Source organism: Phytobacter ursingii (assembly GCF_001022135.1).
In the GTDB taxonomy this organism is placed as follows: Bacteria; Pseudomonadota; Gammaproteobacteria; order Enterobacterales; family Enterobacteriaceae; genus Phytobacter; species Phytobacter ursingii.
The window spans coordinates 348,237-372,513 of sequence record NZ_CP011602.1 but is presented as its reverse complement, the minus strand read 5'-3'; the positions used below and the strand labels follow the sequence as shown (position 1 = coordinate 372,513).

Annotated in this window: 27 protein-coding genes, 1 other RNA gene and 1 pseudogene; 20 read left to right on the top strand and 9 right to left on the bottom strand. The window is 50.5% G+C overall.

Annotated features, from left to right (window positions below; all coding sequences use genetic code 11):
- The first annotated feature begins 53 nt into the window (after positions 1-53).
- Positions 54-842, top strand: a complete 789-nt coding sequence (locus AB182_RS05240; protein WP_047369181.1) for a cytochrome C assembly family protein — start codon at positions 54-56, stop codon at positions 840-842.
- Positions 843-855: 13 nt separating this feature from the next.
- On the top strand, positions 856-2,142 hold the full coding sequence (locus AB182_RS05235; protein WP_047369180.1) for an HlyC/CorC family transporter: 1,287 nt from the start codon (positions 856-858) through the stop codon (positions 2,140-2,142).
- Between the two features lie 46 nt (positions 2,143-2,188).
- On the opposite strand, the gene grpE is transcribed toward AB182_RS05235, so the two are convergent.
- Entirely contained in the window at positions 2,189-2,782 is a 594-nt protein-coding gene (gene grpE, locus AB182_RS05230) for a nucleotide exchange factor GrpE (RefSeq protein ID WP_047369179.1), read from the bottom strand.
- Positions 2,783-2,904: 122 nt separating this feature from the next.
- Here grpE and nadK point away from each other — a divergent pair, with 122 nt between their 5' ends.
- The 4 genes from nadK (at position 2,905) to AB182_RS05210 (ending at position 6,595) form a co-directional block, all read left to right on the top strand.
- Complete coding sequence (gene nadK / locus AB182_RS05225; protein ID WP_047369178.1) at positions 2,905-3,783, top strand: NAD(+) kinase; 879 nt, start codon at positions 2,905-2,907, stop codon at positions 3,781-3,783.
- An 86-nt stretch (positions 3,784-3,869) separates the two neighbouring features.
- A complete protein-coding gene (gene recN / locus AB182_RS05220; RefSeq protein WP_047369177.1) occupies positions 3,870-5,531 on the top strand; it encodes a DNA repair protein RecN in 1,662 nt (553 codons plus the stop codon).
- Between the two features lie 148 nt (positions 5,532-5,679).
- The gene (gene bamE, locus AB182_RS05215) at positions 5,680-6,021 is read left to right on the top strand and encodes an outer membrane protein assembly factor BamE (protein ID WP_047369176.1); all 342 of its coding nucleotides are present in this window, start codon (positions 5,680-5,682) and stop codon (positions 6,019-6,021) included.
- A 58-nt stretch (positions 6,022-6,079) separates the two neighbouring features.
- Positions 6,080-6,595, top strand: a complete 516-nt coding sequence (locus AB182_RS05210) for a ClbS/DfsB family four-helix bundle protein (RefSeq protein ID WP_047369175.1) — start codon at positions 6,080-6,082, stop codon at positions 6,593-6,595.
- Positions 6,596-6,601: 6 nt separating this feature from the next.
- Here the strand turns inward: AB182_RS05210 and AB182_RS05205 are convergent, their stop codons facing one another.
- Positions 6,602-6,892: an RnfH family protein gene (locus AB182_RS05205; RefSeq protein WP_047369174.1), complete on the bottom strand. Its 291-nt coding sequence runs from the start codon at positions 6,890-6,892 to the stop codon at positions 6,602-6,604.
- The gene (locus AB182_RS05200) at positions 6,882-7,319 is read right to left on the bottom strand and encodes a type II toxin-antitoxin system RatA family toxin (protein ID WP_047369173.1); all 438 of its coding nucleotides are present in this window, start codon (positions 7,317-7,319) and stop codon (positions 6,882-6,884) included. Before AB182_RS05200 ends, AB182_RS05205 begins: the two co-directional genes overlap by 11 nt.
- Before the next feature lie 157 nt (positions 7,320-7,476).
- On the opposite strand from AB182_RS05200, the gene smpB reads away from it, so the two are divergent.
- The 4 genes and pseudogenes from smpB to AB182_RS05185 all read left to right on the top strand — a co-directional run bounded on the left by smpB (position 7,477) and on the right by AB182_RS05185 (position 10,461).
- A complete protein-coding gene (smpB, locus tag AB182_RS05195; protein ID WP_047369172.1) occupies positions 7,477-7,959 on the top strand; it encodes an SsrA-binding protein SmpB in 483 nt (160 codons plus the stop codon).
- Positions 7,960-8,244: 285 nt separating this feature from the next.
- Positions 8,245-8,608: a transfer-messenger RNA gene (ssrA, locus tag AB182_RS30235) on the top strand.
- Positions 8,609-8,773: 165 nt separating this feature from the next.
- Positions 8,774-9,709: pseudogene (locus tag AB182_RS05190) on the top strand (integrase arm-type DNA-binding domain-containing protein); the annotation flags it as partial.
- A gap of 54 nt (positions 9,710-9,763) precedes the next feature.
- Positions 9,764-10,461 (top strand): IS1 family transposase gene (locus tag AB182_RS05185; protein WP_223883564.1). Its coding sequence is split into 2 segments (ribosomal slippage): positions 9,764-10,013 and positions 10,013-10,461, totalling 699 coding nucleotides; the frame shifts between segments, so codons are not numbered across the junction.
- A 112-nt stretch (positions 10,462-10,573) separates the two neighbouring features.
- On the opposite strand, the gene AB182_RS05180 is transcribed toward AB182_RS05185, so the two are convergent.
- From AB182_RS05180 to AB182_RS05170, 3 genes are all read right to left on the bottom strand, one after another.
- Complete coding sequence (locus AB182_RS05180) at positions 10,574-10,780, bottom strand: helix-turn-helix transcriptional regulator (protein ID WP_047369171.1); 207 nt, start codon at positions 10,778-10,780, stop codon at positions 10,574-10,576.
- 277 nt (positions 10,781-11,057) lie between these two features.
- On the bottom strand, positions 11,058-11,903 hold the full coding sequence (locus tag AB182_RS05175; protein WP_047369170.1) for a DUF6387 family protein: 846 nt from the start codon (positions 11,901-11,903) through the stop codon (positions 11,058-11,060).
- Positions 11,904-11,941: 38 nt separating this feature from the next.
- Positions 11,942-13,110 (bottom strand): IS3-like element ISEc52 family transposase gene (locus tag AB182_RS05170; RefSeq protein WP_085929673.1). Its coding sequence is split into 2 segments (ribosomal slippage): positions 11,942-12,861 and positions 12,861-13,110, totalling 1,170 coding nucleotides; the frame shifts between segments, so codons are not numbered across the junction.
- Between the two features lie 513 nt (positions 13,111-13,623).
- Here AB182_RS05170 and AB182_RS05160 point away from each other — a divergent pair.
- The 7 genes from AB182_RS05160 to AB182_RS05130 all read left to right on the top strand — a co-directional run bounded on the left by AB182_RS05160 (position 13,624) and on the right by AB182_RS05130 (position 20,189).
- Positions 13,624-14,013, top strand: a complete 390-nt coding sequence (locus AB182_RS05160; protein WP_047369169.1) for a DUF7079 family protein — start codon at positions 13,624-13,626, stop codon at positions 14,011-14,013.
- Between the two features lie 527 nt (positions 14,014-14,540).
- Positions 14,541-14,945 (top strand): H-NS family histone-like protein, encoded by a 405-nt coding sequence (locus AB182_RS05155; RefSeq protein WP_039077584.1) that lies wholly within the window; start codon positions 14,541-14,543, stop codon positions 14,943-14,945.
- Between the two features lie 619 nt (positions 14,946-15,564).
- A complete protein-coding gene (locus tag AB182_RS05150) occupies positions 15,565-16,128 on the top strand; it encodes a peroxiredoxin (protein ID WP_047369168.1) in 564 nt (187 codons plus the stop codon).
- 42 nt (positions 16,129-16,170) lie between these two features.
- Entirely contained in the window at positions 16,171-17,394 is a 1,224-nt protein-coding gene (locus AB182_RS05145; protein ID WP_047369167.1) for a protein-disulfide reductase DsbD family protein, read from the top strand.
- Between the two features lie 20 nt (positions 17,395-17,414).
- Positions 17,415-17,987 carry an RNA polymerase sigma factor gene (locus tag AB182_RS05140; protein ID WP_047369166.1) on the top strand — a complete coding sequence of 191 codons (573 nt, stop codon included), beginning with the start codon at positions 17,415-17,417 and terminating at the stop codon, positions 17,985-17,987.
- Complete coding sequence (locus AB182_RS05135; protein WP_047369165.1) at positions 17,974-18,615, top strand: NrsF family protein; 642 nt, start codon at positions 17,974-17,976, stop codon at positions 18,613-18,615. The genes AB182_RS05140 and AB182_RS05135 overlap by 14 nt, the downstream gene beginning before the upstream one ends.
- 143 nt (positions 18,616-18,758) lie before the next feature.
- Entirely contained in the window at positions 18,759-20,189 is a 1,431-nt protein-coding gene (locus tag AB182_RS05130; RefSeq protein ID WP_047369164.1) for a DNA cytosine methyltransferase, read from the top strand.
- On the opposite strand, the gene AB182_RS05125 is transcribed toward AB182_RS05130, so the two are convergent.
- On the bottom strand, positions 20,164-21,063 hold the full coding sequence (locus tag AB182_RS05125; RefSeq protein WP_047369163.1) for a LysR substrate-binding domain-containing protein: 900 nt from the start codon (positions 21,061-21,063) through the stop codon (positions 20,164-20,166). The two genes, AB182_RS05130 and AB182_RS05125, sit on opposite strands and share 26 nt — an antisense overlap.
- Before the next feature lie 99 nt (positions 21,064-21,162).
- Here AB182_RS05125 and AB182_RS05120 point away from each other — a divergent pair, with 99 nt between their 5' ends.
- The gene (locus AB182_RS05120; RefSeq protein WP_047369162.1) at positions 21,163-21,768 is read left to right on the top strand and encodes a short chain dehydrogenase; all 606 of its coding nucleotides are present in this window, start codon (positions 21,163-21,165) and stop codon (positions 21,766-21,768) included.
- A gap of 32 nt (positions 21,769-21,800) precedes the next feature.
- On the opposite strand, the gene AB182_RS05115 is transcribed toward AB182_RS05120, so the two are convergent.
- Complete coding sequence (locus AB182_RS05115) at positions 21,801-22,649, bottom strand: hypothetical protein (protein WP_047369161.1); 849 nt, start codon at positions 22,647-22,649, stop codon at positions 21,801-21,803.
- 146 nt (positions 22,650-22,795) lie between these two features.
- On the bottom strand, positions 22,796-22,954 hold the full coding sequence (locus AB182_RS30220) for a YqaE/Pmp3 family membrane protein (protein ID WP_047369160.1): 159 nt from the start codon (positions 22,952-22,954) through the stop codon (positions 22,796-22,798).
- 214 nt (positions 22,955-23,168) lie between these two features.
- Between AB182_RS30220 and AB182_RS05105 the strand changes: the two genes are divergently transcribed.
- Together AB182_RS05105 and alaE are read left to right on the top strand one after the other, a co-directional pair.
- Positions 23,169-23,348 (top strand): hypothetical protein, encoded by a 180-nt coding sequence (locus AB182_RS05105; RefSeq protein WP_047369159.1) that lies wholly within the window; start codon positions 23,169-23,171, stop codon positions 23,346-23,348.
- 473 nt (positions 23,349-23,821) lie between these two features.
- Positions 23,822-24,268 (top strand): L-alanine exporter AlaE, encoded by a 447-nt coding sequence (gene alaE / locus AB182_RS05100; protein WP_047369158.1) that lies wholly within the window; start codon positions 23,822-23,824, stop codon positions 24,266-24,268.
- Positions 24,269-24,277: the final 9 nt, after the last annotated feature.

The following is a 24,277-nucleotide window of genomic DNA, read 5'->3' as shown; positions in this document are numbered from 1 at the left end:
CACGTAACGTTATACTGCATCTCTTTCTTCTTAGGTCAACTGTCGACGCCACTATGCCCGTGTTCGCCTTAATTTCTCTTGCCGCCTATTCCATCAGCCTCGCACTGATCGTTCCCGGTTTGTTGCAGAAAAACAGCGGCTGGCGCCGCATGGCGATTTTATCAGCGGTTGTCGCGCTGATGTTTCACGGCTTCGCGCTTAAAGAACGGATTTTCCCGGACGATGGTGGGCAAAACTTAAGCTTATTAAACGTCGGTTCGCTGGTCAGCTTAATGATCTGCACAGTCATGACCATTGTGGCGTCGAAAAACCGCGGCTGGCTGCTGCTACCCATCGTCTATACCTTTGCGCTTATCAATCTCGCCTTCGCCATTTTTGTGCCAAACGAGTACATAACGCATCTCGAAACCACCCCGGGTATGATGATCCATATCGGGCTTTCACTCTTCGCCTATGCCACGCTGATTATCGCAGCAATGTATGCGCTACAACTGGCGTGGATTGACTATCAACTTAAGAATAAACGACTGGCATTCAGCAGCGAAATGCCGCCGTTAATGAGCATTGAGCGCAAAATGTTTCATATCACCCAGATTGGCGTGGTTCTGCTGACATTAACGCTCTGTACAGGTCTCTTCTTCCTCAAAAACCTGTTCAGCATGGAGAATATCGACAAAGCTGTCCTGTCGATCATTGCGTGGTTCGTCTATATCGTATTGCTGTGGGGCCATTACCATAAAGGGTGGCGCGGGCGCCGTGTCGTGTGGTTTAACGTCGCAGGCGCCGGCATTCTAACGCTGGCCTATTTCGGTAGCCGCGTTCTGCAGCATATCCTAAGTTAAGAAGGAGTTCCCCCTGGAACACATTTCCACCACGACGCTGATCGTCACCCTGATCATCATGGTGGTGATTTCGGCGTACTTCTCCGGTTCTGAAACCGGCATGATGACCGTTAACCGTTATCGCCTGCGTCATCTGGCAAAGCAGGGCCATCGAAGCGCTAAGCGCGTCGAAAAACTGCTGCGTAAACCCGACCGACTTATCAGCCTGGTATTGATTGGCAATAATCTGGTCAATATCCTCGCCTCTGCGCTGGGTACCATCGTTGGTATGCGTTTATACGGTAACGCTGGCGTGGCAATTGCAACCGGCGTGCTGACTTTTGTCGTCCTGGTGTTTGCCGAAGTCCTGCCGAAAACCATCGCCGCCCTGTATCCCGAAAAAGTCGCTTTTCCCAGTAGTGTTCTGTTAGTACCGTTGCAGATCATCATGATGCCGCTGGTCTGGCTGCTTAATGGGGTAACGCGCGTTCTGATGAGGATGGTGGGTATTAAGGCTGATGTCGTTATCAGCGGCGCACTGAGCAAGGATGAATTGCGTACCATCGTGAATGAATCCCGCTCCCAGATTTCCCGACGCAACCAGGATATGCTGCTGTCGATACTGGATCTGGAAAAAGTAAGCGTCAATGACATCATGGTGCCACGTAGTGAAATCGTCGGTATCGATATCAACGACGACTGGAAGTCGATCGTGCGCCAGCTTACCCATTCGCCGCATGGCCGTATTGTGCTCTACCGGGATTCGCTTGACGATACCATCAGCATGCTACGCGTACGCGAAGCCTACCGTCTGATGACAGAGAAAAAAGAGTTCACCAAAGAGGTCATGCTGCGCGCCGCCGATGAAATTTATTACGTGCCGGAAGGCACGCCGCTCAGCGTACAACTGGTGAAATTTCAGCGTAATAAAAAGAAAGTCGGCCTGGTCGTGGATGAATACGGCGACATTCAGGGGCTGATTACGGTTGAAGATATTCTCGAAGAGATTGTCGGAGACTTTACGACCTCAATGTCGCCGTCGCTGGCCGAGGAAGTGACACCGCAAAATGACGGGTCAGTGATTATTGATGGCAGCGCCAATGTGCGTGAGTTGAATAAAGCCTTTAACTGGCAATTACCGGAAGCCGAGGCCCGGACGATTAACGGGATGTTACTTGAGGCACTAGAAGAGATCCCGGCAGCCGGAACCCGCGTGCGCATTGAACACTATGATATCGATATTCTCGATGTGCAGGACAACATGATTAAGCAGGTACGCGTTATTCCGGTCAAATCCCTTCGCGACAGCGTGGCGGAATAATGATGTTAACCCTCTCCCCGCAGGGTGAGGGTTAACATGAGGGAAATTAACCCTTCGCTTTCGCGACCGTCACCATTGCGGCGCGGATCGTGCGGCCATTGAGGGTAAAGCCTTTTTGCATCACGCCCAGCACGTTGCCCGGTGCCACATCTTCTGACTCCACCATCGCGATAGCCTGATGCACATTCGGATCCAGCGGAACGTTGGTATCGGCTACCACTTCAACACCGAATTTTTTCACGACATCCAGCATAGATTTCAGCGTCAGTTCAATACCTTCGACCATTGAGGACATGTCGGCATTGTTCTTGTCCGCGACTTCCAGCGCGCGATCCAGGCTATCAATCACCGGCAATAGTTCGTTGATGAATTTTTCCAGCGCAAATTTATGCGCCTTCTCAACGTCCAGCTCGGTACGGCGACGCAGGTTTTCCATTTCTGCTTTAACACGCAGAATACCGTCACGCTCACGGTTCTGCGCTTCAATCAGTTGCGCTTCGAGGTTGGCAATCTTCTCATCGCGCGGATCCACCTGCTCAGCAGAAGCGTCTGGTTCAACCGCCTCAATATCTTCGTGCTGATCCATGATAATTTCTTCCGGGGCTTGCCCGTCAGGCGTTTTCTGTTCTTTACTACTCATGAATTTCTCCGCGTTTTTTCGCATTCATCTCGCTAACTTCGCTTATTATGGGGATCCGTTTCCGGGTTTCAAGGGAACGCGACAGATTGTCATCATTCATTTGGCACAAGGACCACCAGAAAATGGCTCATCATTTCAAGTGTATTGGTATTGTCGGTCATCCGCGTCACCCCACCGCGCTGACCACACATGAAATGCTCTATCGCTGGCTGTGTACAAAAGGGTATGACGTCATTGTCGAGCAACAGATTGCACAAGAGTTACAGCTTAAAAACGTGCGCACCGGTACGCTGGCAGAAATTGGTCAGCAGGCGGATCTCGCGGTAGTCGTCGGCGGTGACGGTAATATGCTTGGCGCCGCGCGCACACTGGCGCGCTACGATATTAAAGTCATTGGCATCAACCGTGGCAATCTGGGTTTTCTGACAGACCTCGACCCCGATAACGCACAGCAGCAGTTGGCTGATGTTCTGGAAGGTTATTATATTGCCGAAAAGCGTTTTTTGCTGGAAGTACAAGTCTGCCAGCAGGATTGCCAGAAGCGCATCAGCACCGCGATCAATGAAGTCGTTCTCCATCCCGGCAAAGTCGCCCATATGATTGAGTTCGAAGTCTACATCGATGAGATTTTTGCGTTCTCTCAGCGTTCAGACGGTCTGATCATCTCCACGCCAACAGGCTCCACGGCCTACTCGCTGTCGGCGGGCGGTCCAATCCTGACCCCCTCGCTGGATGCCATCACGCTAGTGCCCATGTTCCCGCACACGCTTTCTGCACGCCCGCTGGTCATTAACAGCAGCAGCACTATTCGCCTGCGTTTCTCACATCGTCGCAGCGATCTGGAAGTGAGTTGCGATAGCCAAATCGCGCTGCCCATCCAGGAAGGCGAAGATGTGCTGATTCGTCGGTGCGACTATCACCTCAATCTGATACACCCAAAAGATTATAGCTATTTCAATACATTAAGCTCAAAACTCGGCTGGTCAAAAAAATTATTCTGAAAACGTAGTCCGGGGCTTTACTGTATATAAAACCAGTTTATACTGTATTTAAACACAGTTATGGTTATTCATACAGGAAAGCAACCATGTTGGCACAACTGACTATCAGCAACTTTGCGATTGTTCGTGAACTTGAGATCGACTTCCATAGCGGAATGACGGCTATCACGGGTGAGACCGGGGCAGGTAAATCCATCGCCATTGATGCGCTGGGGCTTTGCCTGGGCGGTCGTGCAGAGGCCGACATGGTGCGAGCGGGCGCCGCACGCGCTGACCTGTGCGCGCGCTTTGCCCTGAAAGACACCCCAGCAGCACAACGCTGGCTGGAAGAGAACCAGCTTGAAGACGGACGTGAGTGTTTACTTCGCCGCGTTATCAGCAGCGACGGGCGCTCTCGTGGTTTTATCAATGGCACGGCAGTTCCGCTTTCACAATTGCGCGAGCTGGGGCAGTTGCTGATCCAAATCCACGGCCAGCACGCGCATCAGCTGTTAGTGAAATCTGAACATCAGAAAGCTTTGCTGGACGGCTATGCAGGTGAGTACACACTTACTCAACAGATGGCAGAACATTACCGCCAGTGGCATACGAGCTGCCGCGAACTGGCGCAGCATCAACAGCAAAGCCAGGAACGTACCGCACGTGCCGAACTGCTGCATTATCAATTAAAAGAGCTTAACGAATTCAACCCACTGCCGGGCGAATTTGAACAGATTGATGAAGAGTACAAACGCCTCGCCAACAGCGGCCAGTTACTTAGCACCAGTCAGCATGCGCTGAATTTGCTGGCAGACGGCGAAGATGCCAATCTACAAAGCCAGCTCTATACCGCACGCCAAATGGTTACCGAACTGGCCGGGATGGATGCCAGCTTGTCCGGCATCCTCACTATGCTCGAAGAAGCGGCTATTCAGGTCAGCGAGGCCAGCGATGAGTTGCGTCATTACTGTGACCGTCTTGAACTGGATCCGAACCGCCTGTATGAACTTGAGCAGCGTATTTCAAAACAGATTTCACTGGCGCGTAAACACCACGTCAGCCCGGAAGCCTTGCCACAATTCCATCAATCATTGCTGGAAGAGCAACAACAGCTTGATGACCAGGCAGACTCACAGGAAACGCTGAAGCTTGCAGTGGCGAAGCACCACCAACTGGCACTTGAGGCCGCCCGCCAGCTCCATACGCAACGGGTGCACTACGCGCACGAGCTGGGGCAATTGATCACCGAGAGTATGCATATGCTTTCAATGCCGCACGGGGTATTTGATATCGACGTCAGCTTTGATGAGCATACCCTCACCGCTGATGGCGCCGATCGCATTGAGTTCCGCGTCACAACCAACCCCGGTCAGCCCCTACAGGCTATTTCTAAAGTCGCCTCCGGCGGTGAGCTGTCACGAATTGCGCTAGCCATTCAGGTCATCACCGCCCGGAAGATGGAAACCCCGGCACTTATTTTCGACGAGGTGGATGTGGGAATCAGCGGCCCGACCGCGGCGGTCGTCGGTAAACTTCTGCGTCAATTAGGCGAATCCACCCAGGTCATGTGCGTGACTCATCTGCCTCAGGTTGCAGGCTGTGGGCACCATCACTTCTTTGTTAGCAAAGAGACCGACGGCGCAATGACCGAAACACACATGCTGCAGTTGGATAAACGCGCACGTTTACAGGAGCTGGCACGGCTGTTAGGGGGTAGTGAAGTCACCCGAAATACACTGGCAAATGCGAAAGAGCTACTCGCTGCGTAAACTTTTTGTCATTAGTACGGTCTCAGTACACGATAAATTCGCCGTCAGACCAGGTAGCAAAGGTTTTAAACTGGCTAAAGGTCTATTATTATCGGCACATTACAAATGAGCCACGTACTGTTCGGGCCCGAAAAGGAATCAAATCATTATGCGCTGTAAAATGCTGACTGCTGCCGCAGCGGTTCTTCTGATGTTGACCGCAGGCTGTTCCACTCTGGAACGCGTGGTTTACCGTCCTGATATCAATCAGGGGAACTACCTGACTCCGAATGACGTTTCTAAAATCCGCGTAGGGATGACGCAACAGCAGGTTGCATACGCATTAGGTACGCCGATGATGACCGACCCGTTTGGAAGCAGCACCTGGTTCTATGTATTCCGCCAGCAGCCGGGGCACGAAAATGCAACCCAGCAGACGCTGACGCTGACCTTTAACAGCAGCGGTGTATTAACCAACATTGATAACAAACCCGCACTGACAAAAGAGTAATCGCAGAATCAGAAATGGCGCCTTATGGCGCCATTTTTCATTTCAGGGGATGAAAACGATGGCTGTTCCGGAAAGCAAAACCGCCCTACTTGAAGCAATGGAAAAATCCGCCCTCGCATTACGCAAAAAACTCGCCCGCATACCTCCCGAGATGGCCTTTCAGCCATGTCTTGACGGTCATGTAGCCGGGAGCCGCATGAGTGTCGCCAACCTTGTCAGCTACCTGATTGGCTGGGGAGAGCAAGTTCTCTACTGGCACCACCAGGAAGCGGCAGGCGAGCAAATCGATTTTCCGGCAAAAGGCGTAAAATGGAATGAACTGGGGAAGCTTGCGCAAAAATACTACGCCGATTACCAGCATATTACGTCATGGTCGATGTTGCTTAATTTGCTGGAAGAGAACCAACAGCAACTGGTGGCTCTGGTGAATGGCTTTAGCGACGATGAATTGTACCACCAACTCTGGTACGGAAAATGGACGCGAGGTCGTATGATTCAATTCAATAGCGTCTCACCGTACAAGAATGCCAGCGCCAGATTGAACGTCCTGTTAAAAGCGCTTGCAACAACCTGAACAAGGCTATTTCTTCGCCGCTCTCTCCGCGCGCTGCCTGCGCAGTTCTTTCGGATCAGCAATCAGGGGGCGATAGATTTCGATACGGTCACCATCGGCAACCACATCCTGCAGTTTCGCCGGGCGGCTATAGATGCCCACTTTGTTGTGGCTGAGATCGATATCGGTGCGTAATTCCAGCAGTCCAGAGGCAACAATCGCTTGCTCAATAGTTGCCCCTTCTTCAAGGTTTACCCGCTGCAGGTACTGCTTTTCAGGCAACGCATACGCCACTTCCACCACAATCTTACCCGGCACTGTAAACCTCTTTCGCACGCACGGTAAACGCTTCTACCATATTGGCAGCCAGCTCTTTGAAAACACGCCCAAACGCCAGCTCAATCAACTTATTGGTAAATTCGAAATCAAGATTAAATTCGATGCGGCAAGCATCCGCCGAGAGTGGCGTAAACTTCCAGTCCCCCATTAATCTCTTAAATGGACCATCGACAAGATGCATCAAAATGGTCTGATTTGCCGTTAAGGTATTTCGCGTTGTGAAAGTCTTACTGATTCCCGCTTTCGAGACATCCACTGCTGCCGTCATCTGCGTCGGGCCGGACTCCAGCACGCGGCTTCCCGTGCACCCTGGCAGAAACTGTGGGTAAGATTTCACATCGTTAACCAATTCATACATTTGTTCTGCGCTGTAAGGCACCAGTGCAGAGCGACTAATCTGAGGCATAGCATTTCCTGCGATCACACAATCATCAAATAATAACATTTCCCATACATGAAAGGAAAACGCTACGCCGGAACTCGTGCTAAGATAACGCGTTGAACCTCACAGGATGCAATGAGGTCTTTTTGGATATCAGATTACCAATGGCTTCACGACACTTATGACGAAGAAAAAAGTACACAAACCCGGTTCCGCCACCATCGCGATGAATAAGCGCGCCCGCCACGAATATTTTATCGAAGAAGAGTTTGAGGCGGGTCTGTCTCTGCAGGGCTGGGAAGTCAAATCCCTGCGTGCGGGTAAAGCTAACATCGGCGACAGTTATGTGATTCTAAAAGATGGCGAAGCATATCTGTTTGGCGCCAACTTCACCCCGCTGGCAGTGGCTTCGAGCCACTATGTTTGCGACCCGACCCGTACACGTAAGCTGCTGCTCAATCAGCGTGAACTGGACGCCCTCTATGGTCGCGTAAACCGTGAAGGTTATACTGTTGTTGCCCTTTCGCTGTACTGGAAGAATGCCTGGTGCAAAGTCAAAATCGGCGTTGCGAAAGGCAAGAAACAGCATGATAAGCGTTCCGATCTTAAAGAGCGCGAATGGCAACTTGATAAAGCCCGCATTATGAAAAACGCAGGCCGTTAATAACGCCCACCGGATGCTTCCCCTGCGGGAGTGTCCGGGCCAAATATCTTTCCCGCCACTCTCACTATGAGAGTAAAGAATGTTTGGCATCATAATTTTTCGTATGTCCTACCCTTCTCGCCCAGGTGCATTCTCCGAACCTTCTCCCGCTAGCTTATTAGCGTTTTTATGCGTAAACAGTAGCAATTGCTCATATTGTCGCCAGACATCTCTGATTGAAGGCATCGCAGTGATATGGACTGGCATGCTGCGTCACAAATCTGTTATACTTGCCGCAACACTTTTGGGGCTGATTCTGGATTCGACGGGATTTGCGAAACCCAAGGTGCATGCCGAGGGGCGGTTTGCCTCGTAAAAAGCCGCAAAAAATAGTCGCAAACGACGAAAACTACGCTTTAGCAGCTTAATAACCTGCTCTGAGCCCTCTCTCCCTAGCTTCCGCTCTTAAGACGGGGATCAAAGAGAGGTCAAACCCAAAAGAGATCGCGTGGAGGCCCTGCCTGGGGTTGAAGCGTTAAAACTAATCAGGCTAGTCTGGTAGTGGCGTGTCCGTCCGCAGGTGCCAGGCGAATGTAAAGACTGGACTAAGCATGTAGTACCGAGGATGTAGAAATTTCGGACGCGGGTTCAACTCCCGCCAGCTCCACCACTTTTTAGTTGTTTGAAGTACAATGAAGTCTACTAAGCCCGCACAGCACAAGCTCTGCGGGCTTTTTTACGTCTATTGTCGTCCAGTGAGAATTGCTGAGAACTATCACTTATGGCACCCTGAATGGGACCCACAACGAAGGGTCCAAAAATCGAGGGTCCCAAAATGGCAAAAATCGCTAAAAAGCTCACTGATACTGAAATCAAAAGCACCAAGCCAACCGACAAAGAAATCAACTTGTTTGACGGTGATGGTTTGATCCTGCGAATCGCTCCTCTCGCAAAAGGAGGGAAGAAGAATTGGTATTTCAGGTATGCAGTGCCAGTGAGTAAGAAAAGAACCAAAATGAGCCTTGGGACCTATCCTCACCTTACACTGGCAAGAGCCAGAGCCTTACGAGATGAATACCTTTCCTTGCTTGCCAATGGCATTGATCCTCAAGTCCATAACAACGATAAAGCTAATGCCTTAAAGAATGCTACTGAACACACACTCCAAGCCGTGGCAAGGAAATGGTTAGACGAGAAGGTAAAGACCTCAGGTATCTCACAAGACCATGCAGAAGACATCTGGCGAAGCCTAGAGAGAAATATCTTTCCCGGCTTGGGTAATGTTCCTGTCAATGAGATCCGACCCAAACTCTTAAAGCAACACCTTGACCCTATTGAGCAACGAGGAGTCCTCGAAACTTTACGGCGAATCATTTCCCGCCTGAATGAAATTTTCCGCTATGCAGCAACAGAAGAACTCATAGAGTTCAATCCGGCTGACAACCTTGGACAACGGTTCAGTAAGCCTAAAAAGCAGAATATGCCTGCATTACCCCCTTCCGAGTTACCCCGTTTCCTAATGGTGTTGAATAATGCCTCCGTTCGTTTGGAGACACGATTGCTGATTGAATGGCAATTGCTGACCTGGGTTCGTCCAGGGGAAGCTGTTCGTGCGAGATGGGCAGATATAGATACTGACAACTCAATGTGGAACATCCCGGCTGAGTTTATGAAAATGAAGAAGCCTCACAAAGTTCCACTAAGCAAAGAAGCTTTACGAGTCCTGGAGTCAATGAAAGCCATAAGTGGGCATCGTGAATGGGTGTTTCCGGTAATGGTGCCAACTTACTGATTTAGTGTACGATGGTGTTTTTGAGGTTCTCCCGTGGCTTCCATCTCCATCAGTTGTCCCTCCTGCTCAGCTACTGAAGGCGTGGTGCGTAACGGTAAAAGTACTGCCGGACATCAGCGCTATCTCTGCTCTCACTGCCGTAAAACATGGCAGCTACAGTTCACTTACACCGCCTCTCAGCCCGGTACACACCAGAAAATTATTGATATGGCCATGAATGGCGTCGGATGTCGCGCCAGTGCACGCATTATGGGCGTTGGCCTCAACACGATTTTACGACACTTAAAAAACTCAGGCCGCAGTCGGTAAACTCACGCATACAACCGGGCAGTGACGTCATTGTTTGCGCGGAAATGGACGAACAGTGGGGTTACGTCGGCGCTAAATCACGCCAGCGCTGGTTGTTTTACGCGTATGACAGGATACGGAGGACGGTTGTGGCGCACGTATTCGGTGAACGCACGTTGGCCACGCTGGAGCGTCTTCTGGGCCTGCTGTCGGCCTTTGAGGTCGTGGTATGGATGACGGATGGCTGGCCGCTTTATGAATCACGCCTGAAGGGAGAACTGCACGTTATCAGCAAGCGATATACGCAGCGCATTGAGCGGCATAACCTGAATCTGAGGCAGCATCTGGCAAGGCTGGGCAGGAAGTCACTGTCGTTCTCAAAATCGGTGGAGCTGCATGACAAAGTCATCGGGCATTATCTGAACATAAAACACTATCAGTAAGTTGGAGTCATTACCCGAAGATCTTGTAAAAAAGATCATCGCCCAAATTGCACATATGGTTTTCTTCACTCAAAAATTCTTCAATATTCATAAAAATCTCTCCGAGGTTTAATTAAGCAACTTTAATTCTGCTTGTTTCGATAATTGATTGAATCCACTCGTCAACTTCACTCTCGACAAAAGCAACAGCACGAACTCCGATCTTCACTGGTGCCGGAAACCGACCTTCACTGATCAGACGATAGATCCAGGCTTTTCCGTAGCCAGTTCGTTCAAGAACTTCTGGTAATCGTATGAGGCGGGTTGCTTGATTATTCATTTTGTTTTCCCTTGTCGTTGCGATGGAGTCACTCTACGAATAGTTGGGAAAAGAAAGGAGCGAAGTTCCTGAAACGGAGGTTCTTCGCTGCTATGCAGGATGGTTTTCTAGAAGTTGGTGCCGTACAGAACAGGGGAACTTGAGAGTAGCTGAAATTCCCCTGTTTTATAGCAAGTTGTAAAATGGCCGTTTTAAAGTAAAAATCGCAAAAAAAAGCATCATTTACGATGATGCTTTTTATTTTTTATAAAAAAAACAGATGGTTATAGATAAAATATTAATCCGATAGTTTCATTACATCAGAGACTTTCATTTGCTTCAAATGGCTATTTTTGTTCATGAAGTAATGGAATTGTCGGATAAAGTCAGTTGTGCAGGATTTAAGAGCCAAAGGCCTGTCGGTATCTTTGATTTGGCTGGACTGCCTCATTTCGCTTTCTTCGTCATCGTCTGTATATAGTAGTCTGGATAACCTGTCGTCAGAGACACGGATTTTTTTAACGGCTGCCCACACCAGGATATCCAGCATAGGTATTACACGATAGCTGATGAGTTTCTTGATAGTTCCGTATCCAAAACGTACAGATTCCAATGGGTTTTCATCAATACCCTTAACTTTACGCCATTGCGGTAATGCAGCTTTAAGCGACTCTGCAATCTCTTCGTCTGTGCCACTTGCCAAATCAATCTCGAACATGACTGTTCGTGTAAACTGATCTGGCATAATGTCTGAAAGTGATTCTTCTCGAAGCTCTGCGTTTATAGAATAATTGTCACCTTCATGCCAAACAAAACCTCCGCGTTGCATAGCAATAATGCTCGTTTCAGCAAGGCGATCAAGAGTTGTTAGAAAAAAATGGGGAGGTTGAAAAAGTTTGTTGGCAGGAGTCATGTATCCAAGTTGCCCTTCTGGGATCAAAAAAGGGTTGCCGGTGAAAATCTTTGAGAAGTAACCCATGAGAGTTCTGCTCTCAAACTCTTCCCGATACTCCTTAAAGAACAGATTCCGGGCCCATAACTCGTGATAGAAGTGTATCAATGAGAGATCTTCAAACTTGCGATAGTTATCTATGTTAAGCCAAGCTTTGATTTCTTTTGTATGCTCTGGTGACCAGTTGTTCAAAATCCATTCTCCACCTATGCTGGTACTGCCTGAAGTGGTCAACAAAAACTGGCCACCGCGTTAGAGTTTTTCCAGTATCGGTTTTCTGATTCGTTTGGCGGTAACCCACCATTATATTCGTGCGGTCTTAGTGCGCTGTAATATCCAACGATATAGTCCGTTATTGCGTGAGCTGCATCGCTGAAGCTTACATAGCCCGTCGCCGGCACCCATTCGTTCTTCAGACTCCTGAAGAAGCGCTCCATTGGGCTGTTATCCCAGCAGTTTCCACGCCGACTCATACTCTGCCTGATCCGGTATCGCCACAGTAACTGCCGGAACTGCCTGCTCGTATAATGGCTGCCTTGATCGCTGTGGAACATCACCCCGACGGGCTTACCACGGGTTTCCCATGCCATTTCCAGTGCTTTCATGGTGAGCCTGCTGTCCGGCGAGAACGACATGGCCCAGCCCACTGGTTTTCTTGCGAACAGGTCGAGAACAACGGCGAGGTACGCCCAGCGCTTACCCGTCCAGATATAGGTCACATCACCGCACCACACCTGATTTGGTTCCGTTACGGCGAACTGTCGCTCAAGATGATTCGGGATAGCAACGTGCTCATGACCGCCACGCTTATACCGGTGAGTCGGCTGCTGGCAACTGACCAGCCCCAGCTCTTTCATGAGTCTGCCAGCAAGCCAGCGCCCCATCTGGTAACCTCTCTGGGTTGCCATTGTGGCGATGCTTCTTGCTCCGGCAGAGCCGTGGCTGATGCCATGCAGTTCAAGTACCTGGCTGCGTAATACAGCCCGTCTGCCGTCTGGCTTTTCAGGACGGTTTTTCCAGTATTTGTAGCTGCTGCGATGGACCCCGAACACATGGCAGAGAGTGGCCACAGGATAACGCGCCCTGAGTTTCCCGATTATCGAGAACTGTTCAGGGAGTCTGACATCAAGAGCGCGGTAGCCTTTTTTAATATTTCATTTTCCATTTCAATACGTTGTAGCTTTTTCCTGAGCTCACGGATTTCAATTTGTTCCGGGGTAATGGGGGAGGCTTTTGGTGTTTTTCCCTGCCGCTCATCACGTAATTGTTTCACCCATCGCGTCATTGTGGAAAGGCCGACATCCATAGCGCTGGCTGCATCTGCCACGGTGTAATTCTGGTCAACGACCAGTTGAGCGGATTCGCGTTTAAACTCTGCGCTGAAATTTCTTTTTTTCATTATGGCACCTGTGTTGTTCTGAGGTGAGCATATCACCTCTGTTCAGGTGGCCAAATTCAGTAAACCACTTCAGCCCTACGGGTACAATTCAGTTATGCTGAAAAACTACCGTATACACTAATCGGTGAAAAGCTGATCCTTCTTGCGACTTCAGCTACCGACAGGAAGTTGAACTGAGAATTTTGTTACCTTTTGATACAATTTACAAATCTGATAATCATGAGAACTCATGTCATTAAGATTTATGGTTCCGTTTTAGAACCATGTGTGAAAAATAAAATGTAAATATTATTAAAAATCAAATTGATGAGTAAGTAATTACAGGGACGCCAGCCCAAAATTCTCCATCGATGATTACCAGAGTCATCCGATGAAGTCCTAAGAGCCCGCACGGCGTAAGCCCTGCGGGCTTTTTTGTTGTATGTGCCCCATCCTGCATAGCGTTGACACGTTCCATTCATTTGGTAAAACTGCTTTTAGCGCCTTGGATGTTTCACCGCAGGGGATAAATGAATGCATATTACCGAAGCCGAACTGGCCAGCCGTGCCCTCGTCTGGCATGCGTTATCTGAGCTTTTTACTGCGCGGGTACTCCAGGACTACGACTACCGATGGATGGCACAAAAGCTGAATGACTCCGGTTTAAGCCGGGAAAAGATCTTCATGATTCTGGATGAAGAAGTTGCCCCTACCCTCCAGGCAAATCTTCTTTACAACCCAACGCCGGTGATGGATAGCTGGACAGAAGAAGATGTTAAACGACTCGTAATGGAGTACGTGACCAGGAAGCCGACAATAATAGAGCGAGTTATTCCTGCAGGCTTGCTGTTTAAACTACGACGAAAATATATTCAGGATGAGATAAACAGGCTTGCTGCCGAGCTGGATAACTGCAGTCAGTAAAAAGCATAAAAAGAAGACAACCTACAACTGATATTTCTTAAAACGCTATTTCACACGGTCACCTTTACAATTGATCAAGTAAAACCCGCCTTTCTGACAAGACCGATTACCCCCAACAAACGATGCGGTTTGATTTAGAATTCGCGACAAAGCGCACAAATCATTCACCATCTGTTTCGAATATAAGCAAGACGTAACGACCAAATACTGGGTGGCATTGGCAATCAACAGGAAAAAGACCTGTAATGAAAGGGGTTTTCTATGGTAACACTCCATAAAATGGTTCAGGTTGATGGAAGGGGTTATGCTTTTTACTGAGCACCGAAATACTCTACTTAGAAAAAAAAGAGTAATGACACTAAAAGACAGACATTTCTATTCATAATTTGCTATATATTATTTTGCATACACGGTATATACATTGTGTCCAACTGAGAAACAAAAATGATACGCTCGTTTAGTTTCCAGGAACTATTCGCAAAGAAGCCATTCGAAACACCACCAAATTCAAGTAAAAGGATCTGCAAATGTCAGAAGCACTGAAAGCCTTAAACAACATTCGCACACTGCGTGCTCAGACGCGTGAAGTTAGTCTGGAATATCTTGAAGATATTCTCGAAAAATTTACGGTCATCGTTGAAGAACGCCGCGAAGAAGAAGCCTCTCAGCGTAAGGAACTCGAGGATAAACAGGCAAAACTCGAGGCCTTTCGCGTGAAGCTTCTTGAGGAAGGCATTGACCCGGCAGAGCTTATCTCCTCCTTAAAAGGACAGGCGACAAAAACAAAATCTACCCGTGAGCCTCGCCCGGCGAAATACAAATATATCGACGAAGACGGCAGCGAAAAAACCTGGACGGGCCAGGGTCGCACGCCTAAAGCGATTACCTCGGCGCTTGAAAAAGGGAAAAAACTGGAAGATTTCGCAATCTAATATCCAGCTATGGGGGAGGCACGCTCCCCCTCAATGCGATGAAATTGTTTATCTGGCGTAACCTGACACTTATGCCGATATCCCACGATGGTTAACCATCGGTCACGGAATAATCTTAAACACGCGACCGTGAATTAAAAAAACCTCCTGCCTGCGTCCTCACATTACAGTACTTGATGCTGCCCTCAGTACATATATGTTTCTCTGTCGTAGCTGGTTCCTTTAACGGATAGAGACGCCTCCGGTTCAATAAAACAGTCGTTCTCATTATTAGCAGCAGCGCCAGCATAAAAAATGTTCTGCTTATCCGGACCAATAACATCGCGGCGGGTCTCTGTCCCCCGGACCGTTAACATTAATACCCGATGTTATCTACGCTTAATACGTCACGGTTCTTCTTCAAGCCGATGCGAGCACCCGCCTGTTAAATAATCATGCGGCGTAAAACGGCAGGCAGCCGCAGACGTGTTACCCGGCTACCGAGACCGCATCGTGAAATAGGGCGGTCATCCCGTCTCTTTTTCGCGCACGTCATTTTTTTTATTTCAGGCGAAACTTTCCCACGACATCCAGCGAATTGTCTATGAATGTCAAATTATCAAATCCTGTGGAGCGCAACATGACACCGATGAAAAAACTCTTTTTGAGCCTTACCTCTGCCGTACTGCTTAGCGTTTCAATGCCGATATTCAATGCCCAGGCGGCATTGCCGACCGGTGCGCAGGCCCCCGATTTTCAGTTGCAGGGCGCACTGGCGGGCAAGCCTCTAACGTTCTCCTTGAAACAAGCGCTGCAAAAAGGCCCCGTAGTCCTCTACTTCTTCCCGGCAGCATTCAGTAAAGGCTGCACCATCGAAGCCCACGCCTTTGCCGAAGCCACCGATGATTTCAAGAAAATGGGCGCGACTGTCATCGGCGTGACTGCAGGGAATGTGGACCAGGTAGATGAGTTTTCTAAACTGGAGTGCCGCGATAAGTTCACCGTCACCGCGGACCCGGGCGCGAAAGTCGCTGCGGAGTACCAGACGCTGATGCAGATGAACGGCAAAACGCTGTCTGACCGCACCTCGTTTGTTATCGCACCGGACGGTAAGATCCTGCTGAGCTACACTGACAGAAACCCTGAAACCCATATTCAGAAAACAATGGAAGCGGTGAAACAGTACGCGAATTCGCATTCGTAAGAGGCAGATGTCAACCACCCCATTAGCCTTCAGGGAATCATTATGTTAACTGCTATGCTCGCCGCCTTCGCAGGCGGCATTATCCTCAATTTTATGCCCTGCGTTTTCCCGATAATCTCGCTAAAGGCGCTGGGCCTGGTTCGCCATTCGCACAGTACAACGCAGACCCGCAAAGAAGGGCTTGGATTTTTGCTCGGCACGGTCGTCACCATGCTCATACTGGCAGCGATTCTACTGGCCCTGCGCGTGGGTGGTACTGCCGTTGGCTGGGGCTTTCAGCTCCAGTCGCCACTGGTCATTGCCTTTCTCGCCCTGATTATCCTGGGTGCCGCCCTGAATTTACTCGGCGTGTTTGAAGTGGGTCTGTCAATGCAGCGCGCTGGAGAAATATCTATTGAGCGCGGCGCGTTTGCCCGGGCGGCGCTGACCGGAGCACTGTCGATCATTGTGGCTACGCCTTGTGCGGCCCCGTTTATGGCAGGTGCGATTGGTTATGCTCTGGTGCAACCACCTGCCGTGGCGCTGGTTATCTTCTTTGCTCTCGCCCTTGGTTTCGCGGCGCCGTTCAGTCTTATCTCCCTCTTTCCGGCACTGGGAAAATGGCTGCCACGCCCCGGCGCCTGGATGAATACGCTTAAACGCGGCCTGGCATTTCCCATGTTCGGCGCCTTCGGCTGGCTGGTATGGGTACTGGCTCAGCAGGCTGGCACCACCGCTCTCGCTGCGATTCTGGCCGCCTCCGTGGTGCTGAGTTTCGCCGCCTGGCTCTATGGCATGGCGCAGCAGCGGCGTTTTGCCGGTAAACGGCATCTCGCGTTGTTTGCGGTCACCGCTGTGCTGATTCTGGCGGTGATTGTTCCGCTGCCGTCGGTTATCAAAAACGGCGCACCTGTTCAGACGGCGGCACATATCGAAGAGGTAAAATGGTCGCCGCAAAATGTGGCGGATAATCGTGGTCACGGTAAAGCGATTTTCGTCAATTTTACTGCATCCTGGTGTATCACTTGTCAGGTAAACGAGAAGACATCTCTGACTACGCAGGCCGTAAAAGAGGCGCTGGCGCGCACGGGCACGCTCTATATGGTGGCCGACTCGACCAAATTTAATGCCGATATTGATGATGCAATGAACGCCCTGGGTCAGGGCAGTCTGCCGCTGTATGTGGTCTATCCCGCAGATGGCAGCGAACCGAAAATTTTGCCGCAGGTGCTCACTCCGTCGATTGTGGTTAACGCCCTGACGCAAGCCAGCGGTAAAAAGACATGAAGCCGTAATTAAGGCGGGATATGGAAAAATATGAAGCAACACGTGAGCAGTGGCCGCAATTGATGGCGCTTGCCCAGGCAGGCGATCAGGCGGCCTACACGCAGTTGCTAAAAGCGCTGGTTCCAGTTATTCGCTCGCTGGTACGTAAGCAGATTGACGATGACATACTGATTGAAGATGTGATTCAGGATGTGCTGCTTACCGTGCACAGGGTCCGTCATACCTACGATCCCGCCTCACCTTTTTTGCCGTGGCTGATGGTAATTGCTCATGCCCGTTCGGTTGATGCGCTTCGCCGTCGTGGTCGCTATCGCCAGCGTGAACAAGACGACAGCGACGCGCCAGAGTATGTAAGTGAGGATCGTTACCGGATCACCAGTGTTGAGCAACACCAGTCCCGGGAAGAACTCGCCGTGTTGTTAAACCAGCTTCCGGCACGCCAGCGGCAGGTCATTGAACATGTTCATCTGCACGAAATGACCCTTTCGGAAACCGCGACACGCAACAACCTGACGGTAGCAGCCGTTAAGTCTCTGCTGCATCGCGCATTAAATAACCTTCGTCGGTTAGGAGCACATCATGGCCGATCATGATCTTTTTATTGAGCAGTTAAGTCGTACCATCGAACCCGTAAAACGTCCGTGGCAGCCTGGATGGCGGGTGGTGGCGTGGATCGTTATGGCATTGCCCTGCGGGGCGCTGGCCAGTTTATTGGTGCACAGAACCTTCACCGACTGGTCACAGACAGGGGCTGCGTGGGTTATCTTCCAGCTATTTCTGACCTTTCTTACCGGCACGCTGGCTATCCGTAACGCCTTTCTGCTGAGCATTGCGGGGCAGCAATCCCTGAGCTGGAAATGGTTTGCGCCCCTGGTCAGCCTCTGGCTTGTTATTACCTTTACCAACATGCGGTTGCATCACCTTCCCCCGGTACAAGGCAATGAAGTGGGGACAAACTGCTATCTCTTTATGGTTGTAGTAAGCGTGCCAATGATGGCGATCGTGATTGGTTATCTGCGCCGCACCCGCACCTTATTCCCCGCACGTAGCCTGGCCGCCGCCGGGGCTGGCGTCGCCTGCATGGCACTGACGTTGCTCGCACTTTGTCACCCAACCCATGTCAGTGCGCTGGATTTTCTGATGCATATCAGCGCCACGGCCACTATCGTACTGGGCACCATGGCGCTGGGTTATAAGTGGGTGTCGCTGCCCCGCCCTTAAACGCCCGTCATCCTTCCGGTTGCATGACATTCGTGCGCAGAGCGGTTTTGAGTCCTGTTCCGGCGTTTATGGATATCAACAGTAATGCTCACCTCTGGGTCAAATGAGTGATATATTTTCACGCATTAACCCAAGGAGACGTCATGTCGGAATTTGATTCAATCGCGCAGGAGCTTCAGCGCCAGGCCGAAGCAGAAGAGAAACGGCAACGGGAAGACGACAACGCATTGCTGGACCGGGTACTGGAAATCTACGGACAAAAGTATGTGGCGGAACAGTTACGCAAACTGGGTCAAAACGAATGGAGTCGTGAAAAATTAAACCGGCGGGTCAATGGGAAAGGCACCCCGGCGCCCTTTACCGCCGTTGAGGAAGCTTTGCTGCGTAAAATGCTTCCCTCGCCGCCTGCGCACCATCCGCATTATCAATTCCGCTTTATCGACCTGTTCGCCGGTATTGGCGGCATCCGTAACGGTTTTGAAGCGATTGGCGGGCAGTGTGTGTTTACCAGCGAATGGAACAAAAATGCGGTGCGTACGTATAAAGCCAACTGGTATAACGACGAACAGAGTCATCGTTTTAACCAGGATATTCGCGAAGTCACGCTGAGCGGCAAAGCGGATGTCACCGATGCGCAAGCCTACGCGCATATCGACGAACAGATCCCCGATCATGACGTCCTGCTGGCAGGTTTCCCGTGCCAGCCATTCAGCTTAGCCGGGGTGAGCAAAAAGAATGCCCTCGGTCGCGCCCACGGTTTTGAATGCGAAGCGCAGGGCACGCTCTTTTTCGATGTCGCGCGAATTATCAAAGCCAAGCGTCCGGCCATCTTTGTACTGGAAAATGTCAAAAACCTGAAAAGCCACGATCAGGGGAAAACTTTTACGGTGATCATGAATACCCTTGATGAGCTGGGGTACGACGTGGCCGACGCCGAAGCGACCGGTAAAGACGATCCGAAGATTGTGGATGGCAAACACTTTCTGCCTCAGCACCGTGAACGGATAGTACTGGTGGGTTTTCGTCGCGATTTACAGCTAAAGCAAGATTTTACCCTGCGCCATATTGACCGCTACTATCCGCATAGCAGGCCGACCTTTGGTGAGCTCCTTGAACCCACCGTCGATGCGAAATATGTTCTGTCGCTCAAGCTGTGGGATTACCTTTTCCATTACGCGAAGAAACACGCAGCGAAAGGCAACGGTTTTGGATTTGGGCTGGTTGATCCCACCCATGCCGGCAGCGTGGCGCGAACCTTATCGGCCCGCTACCACAAAGATGGCTCAGAAATTCTGGTCGATCGCGGCTGGGATAAAGCACTGGGTGAAAGCAATTTTAGCGACGCCGTCAACCAGCAGCGTCGTCCACGCAGGCTAACACCGCGCGAATGCGCGCGCCTGATGGGGTTTGAAAAGCCAGGCGAAAAGCCATTTCGTATTCCGGTATCGGACACTCAGGCGTATCGCCAGTTTGGTAACTCCGTGGTGGTGCCCGTCTTTGCCGCTGTCGCCCGGCTGCTGGAGCCTTATATTTTGCGGGCCGTTACCCTCAGGAAAGCTCGACCCACGCGTTAATATTTTCGAGCAAATGAGCAATATAGCGCGTGAGTTTAGGTAACGGACGGCGCTGATGGCGATAAAGCAGCCACACCTGACGCGGCTGCGGCGCAAAGTCCGTTAACACGCGTACCAGTTTGCCGTTTGCCAGTTCATCGGTGAGTAAGATCTCCGGCTGGAGTAACAACCCCGCTCCCGCAACGGCGGCCAGGCGTAATGCCTGACCGTCATTACAGCGAAATACCGGGTCACGCCGCCAGGACATGTCACCGTCCGTTCCCGGTAGTTTCCATTCGTTATTCGCATTCCAGACCATGTGCGACAGGCAGCGATGATGCTGTAAATCATCCGGCGTATGTGGCTCACCGTGCCGCGCCAGATAGTCGGGCGAGGCACAAATGACCATGCGATAAAGGCAAAGTGGCTTTGCAACCACATCATCGTTGTGTAACCCGCCAATGCGGATCGCCAGATCGAAACCTTCATCCACCAGATCAACCCGTCGGTTGCTCAGGTCCAGTTCGACGCGCACCTGTGGATACGCATTCAGAAAAGTGGCCGTCAGCGGAGCCACCACACAGGAGCCAAACGTGGTGGAGGCACTGACCCGCAACGTACCGGCGGGTGTATCACGCAGTCGTTCAATGGAGGTATCCGCCATGTGCACCTGCTCAAGCACCCGGCGCGCCTCTTCATAATAGACTCGCCCGGCGTCGGTCAGACTTTGCCGCCGGGTATTACGCTCCACCAGCCTTGTGCCAAGTTGCTCCTCCAGCGCACTAATGTATTTCCCCACCATCACCGCCGACAGGGTCAATTGGCCTGCCGCCTGGGTGAAACTGCCGCAATCCGCAACGGTAACGAACACTTCCATACTGCGCAACTTATCCATATTACTAACCCACACTTAGTAATCAATTAACGTTTAGCTCATTTATCTTATAAATAATTAGCGAAAGAATAGCCACTCCAGCAACCGAGGAGCATAACGATGAAAATTTTACTGATTGGCGCAAGTGGCACCGTAGGTCGGGCAGTTGAGCACGAACTGAGCCAGAGTGAGCATGAAATTATCCGCGCGGGGCGCACCAGCGGAGATGTCCATGTCGATATCACGTCCGATGAAAGCGTGGCAGCGCTGTTTGAAAATGTGGGAAGGGTCGATGCCATCGTCGCCACCACCGGCAACCTCTTCTTTGGTCCGCTGGAGAAAATGACCACCCGGGATTTTGCGATTGGCCTGCAGGATAAATTACTCGGCCAGGTTCGTCTGGCGCTGACGGGGCAACATTATCTACGGGATGGAGGCTCGATTACGCTCACCAGCGGTATTGTCGGCCAGGAGCCCATCGCACAAGGGGTGAATGCCACTACGGTTAACGCGGCGCTGGAAGGTTTTGTGAAAGCCGCGGCATGCGAACTGAAACGCGGACAGCGTATAAATGTGGTCAGCCCAACCATGCTGAGCGAGTCGCAAGAAGCCTACGGCCCGTTCTTTCCGGGATTTGAGAGCGTGCCGGCCGCACGGGTGGCGCTGGCTTATCGCCGCAGCATTGAAGGCGTGCAGACAGGGCGCGTCTATACCGTGGGATATTAATCGCCCCTCATCCGTCAATGAGGGACGGTGGATTAGACATCCGTTTTCAGGTCCGCGACAAAACTCTGCCACTGTTCATGTAGTGCGCTGATATGGCCTTTCTCGATTTCAAGGATGTACGGCAACGAACGGTTTTGCTCAACCCAGTTATTAATTGATGAGAACCAGGCCTCACTGTCTGTCGTGCTGGCGGTGAGGCTCAGCATTTCGTTGCGGATCTTCTGAGAAGGATGCGTGCCTTCCGCCAGTTGCGCGATGGCATCCTGATGATGCTGAGCCTGGTCGCGATCCCCAAGGCTTTCTGACAATCTGTTCGCCTGAGTGAGGACCACTTTGGTCATCTGATCGGCCTGTGACGACTTCTCACCAATAAACCGGGCAACAAATGCGCTGGCCTCATTCTGATAATCCGTCGTCACATACTTCTGCACCACCAGATTCAATTTGGCCTGGGTTAAGGCCAGATCCATCGCATTGGTGGTGTAATCCCCACTTTGGGTTGGGGAGCTCAGGGCTTTATGCAGTGCGTCAGCCATCTCATCGGCGCTAACCGTGGCGTTCTGGAAAAAGGCCTGAAAACTGACCGCGTCATTGGCGGTGGCGGGATCGGTATAGAAATCACTCGCAAGACTCGGCCCCGTTGGCATACGCGCTATCGCCTGATTACGCAGGTTGAGTACCTCACGGGCGCTCGCGTCCCTCTCCTCCTGAGTCGGCGGCGTTGAATTATCCTTCGCTTGCGCCATCGCTTCCGGCGACAGACTAACCTCAAAGGAATCCACAGGATCAACGTTTTTTCCCGTCATGGCATGTATCGTTTCCTGGCGGGTAGCAGGCATAGCCCTCAAACTGGCCATCGAACTGACATCCTTAATGCTCATCTCTTCTCCTTAGAATTAATGCCAAACGTATTTTTTATCGTCTCAACGGCGAAGAACTTTACGGATTTGCACAAAAAACAGGAGGAAATACGGATTTAACAATGAGTTATGAAAACATAAGGGCGAATGACCTCGCCCTTCGCCTGTTAGTCACGTAACTGGACCCAGAAAGCGTGAATCAAACCGGGGAAATAGCCAAGCAGCGTCAGAATAACATTGAGAATAAAAGCCCAGCCAAAGCCTTTGCCAATGAGTACGCCCAGCGGGGGAAGAATAATTGTAAAAATAATACGCCAAAAACCCATAACTACTCCATTGCGATACACATGCAGGTGATTGTAAAAAAAGCATTTAATTTTAAAGGTTAGTCTTTTTATATGGCGCCGCCAGCGATGCCTTGTGCTTTTACCCTCTTTTACGCAAAACAACATTTCATCAATAGCAACCATAATCAGGCCCAACTGTACCTTGTGGGCAGTTCGCGCTAAGGTTTAATGACAAGGAATTAAGGAGGACAATATGATTAGTGTTGGTGATGTTGTGCAGCCGCGTATCGGCGGGCCGAAGCTAAAAGTCATTGAAGTGCATGAGGACCAAATTGTCGCCGTACCGGTGCACAATGACGCGGCAGAAAAAATTACGCTCAAAACGGCTGACGTCTCTCTTTATAAAGAAGAGGGCGATTTCGGCGTCTGCTAACCCCCTTTTTGCGGTGAGCCCCTCACCGCAACTTACTCTCTATTCCCAGCCTCCATCACCTTTCTTTATGCAAAGAATCCGCATAGTTACCCAGTCAGATAAACAGCATTTAACACTGGTAAAAGCGTTTGCTTAGCATAAAAAATGCTACTACTTGAATTGCGAACACAGCGAAAGGATTGTTTGCTGAAAGTGGTTATTGCCACGATGCGTGGTTTTGTGAATAACTTCACAAGTCATCCATAAGCTAATGATATTAAATACTTTTATTTTCCACCCCAACAAAAATAATGAAATGCGCAAAAAACAGACAAAAGCAGAGCGATTTATCCAGAAAAACAAAATAAATAAAAATTATTAGCTAGTTGTTAGTTTATATCCAGACAGATAATCTAGCACCATCAAATGAACTACCGCAAACTGCTAGTTACCGTCCGGTATCAGCTTATTTTATCTTTTCAAGGAGCAGTACCATGTTCTCTTCGCAGTCCCGCCTGCGTCATGCCGTGGCAGACACCTTTGCAATGGTTGTCTATTGTTCGGTAGTGAACATGCTCATTGAAATATTCCTCTCTGGAATGACCTTCGAGCAGTCACTTTCATCACGTCTGGTTGCTATTCCGGTCAACATTATTATTGCCTGGCCTTATGGTCTGTATCGTGATGCGATCATGCGTTATGCCCGCCGTATTAGCCCGAAAAGCGGGATGCGGACGCTGGCCGATGTTGTAGCCTATGTCACCTTCCAGTCGCCGGTATATGTCGCTATTTTGCTGACTGTCGGCGCCGACTGGCATCAAATTGTCGCAGCGGTGAGTTCAAATGCGGTACTGTCGATGCTGATGGGCGCGCTGTATGGCTACTTCCTGGATTACTGCCGCCGTCTGTTTGGTGTGAGCTTTCAGCAGGCGAAAGCCTGAGGGTAGAGT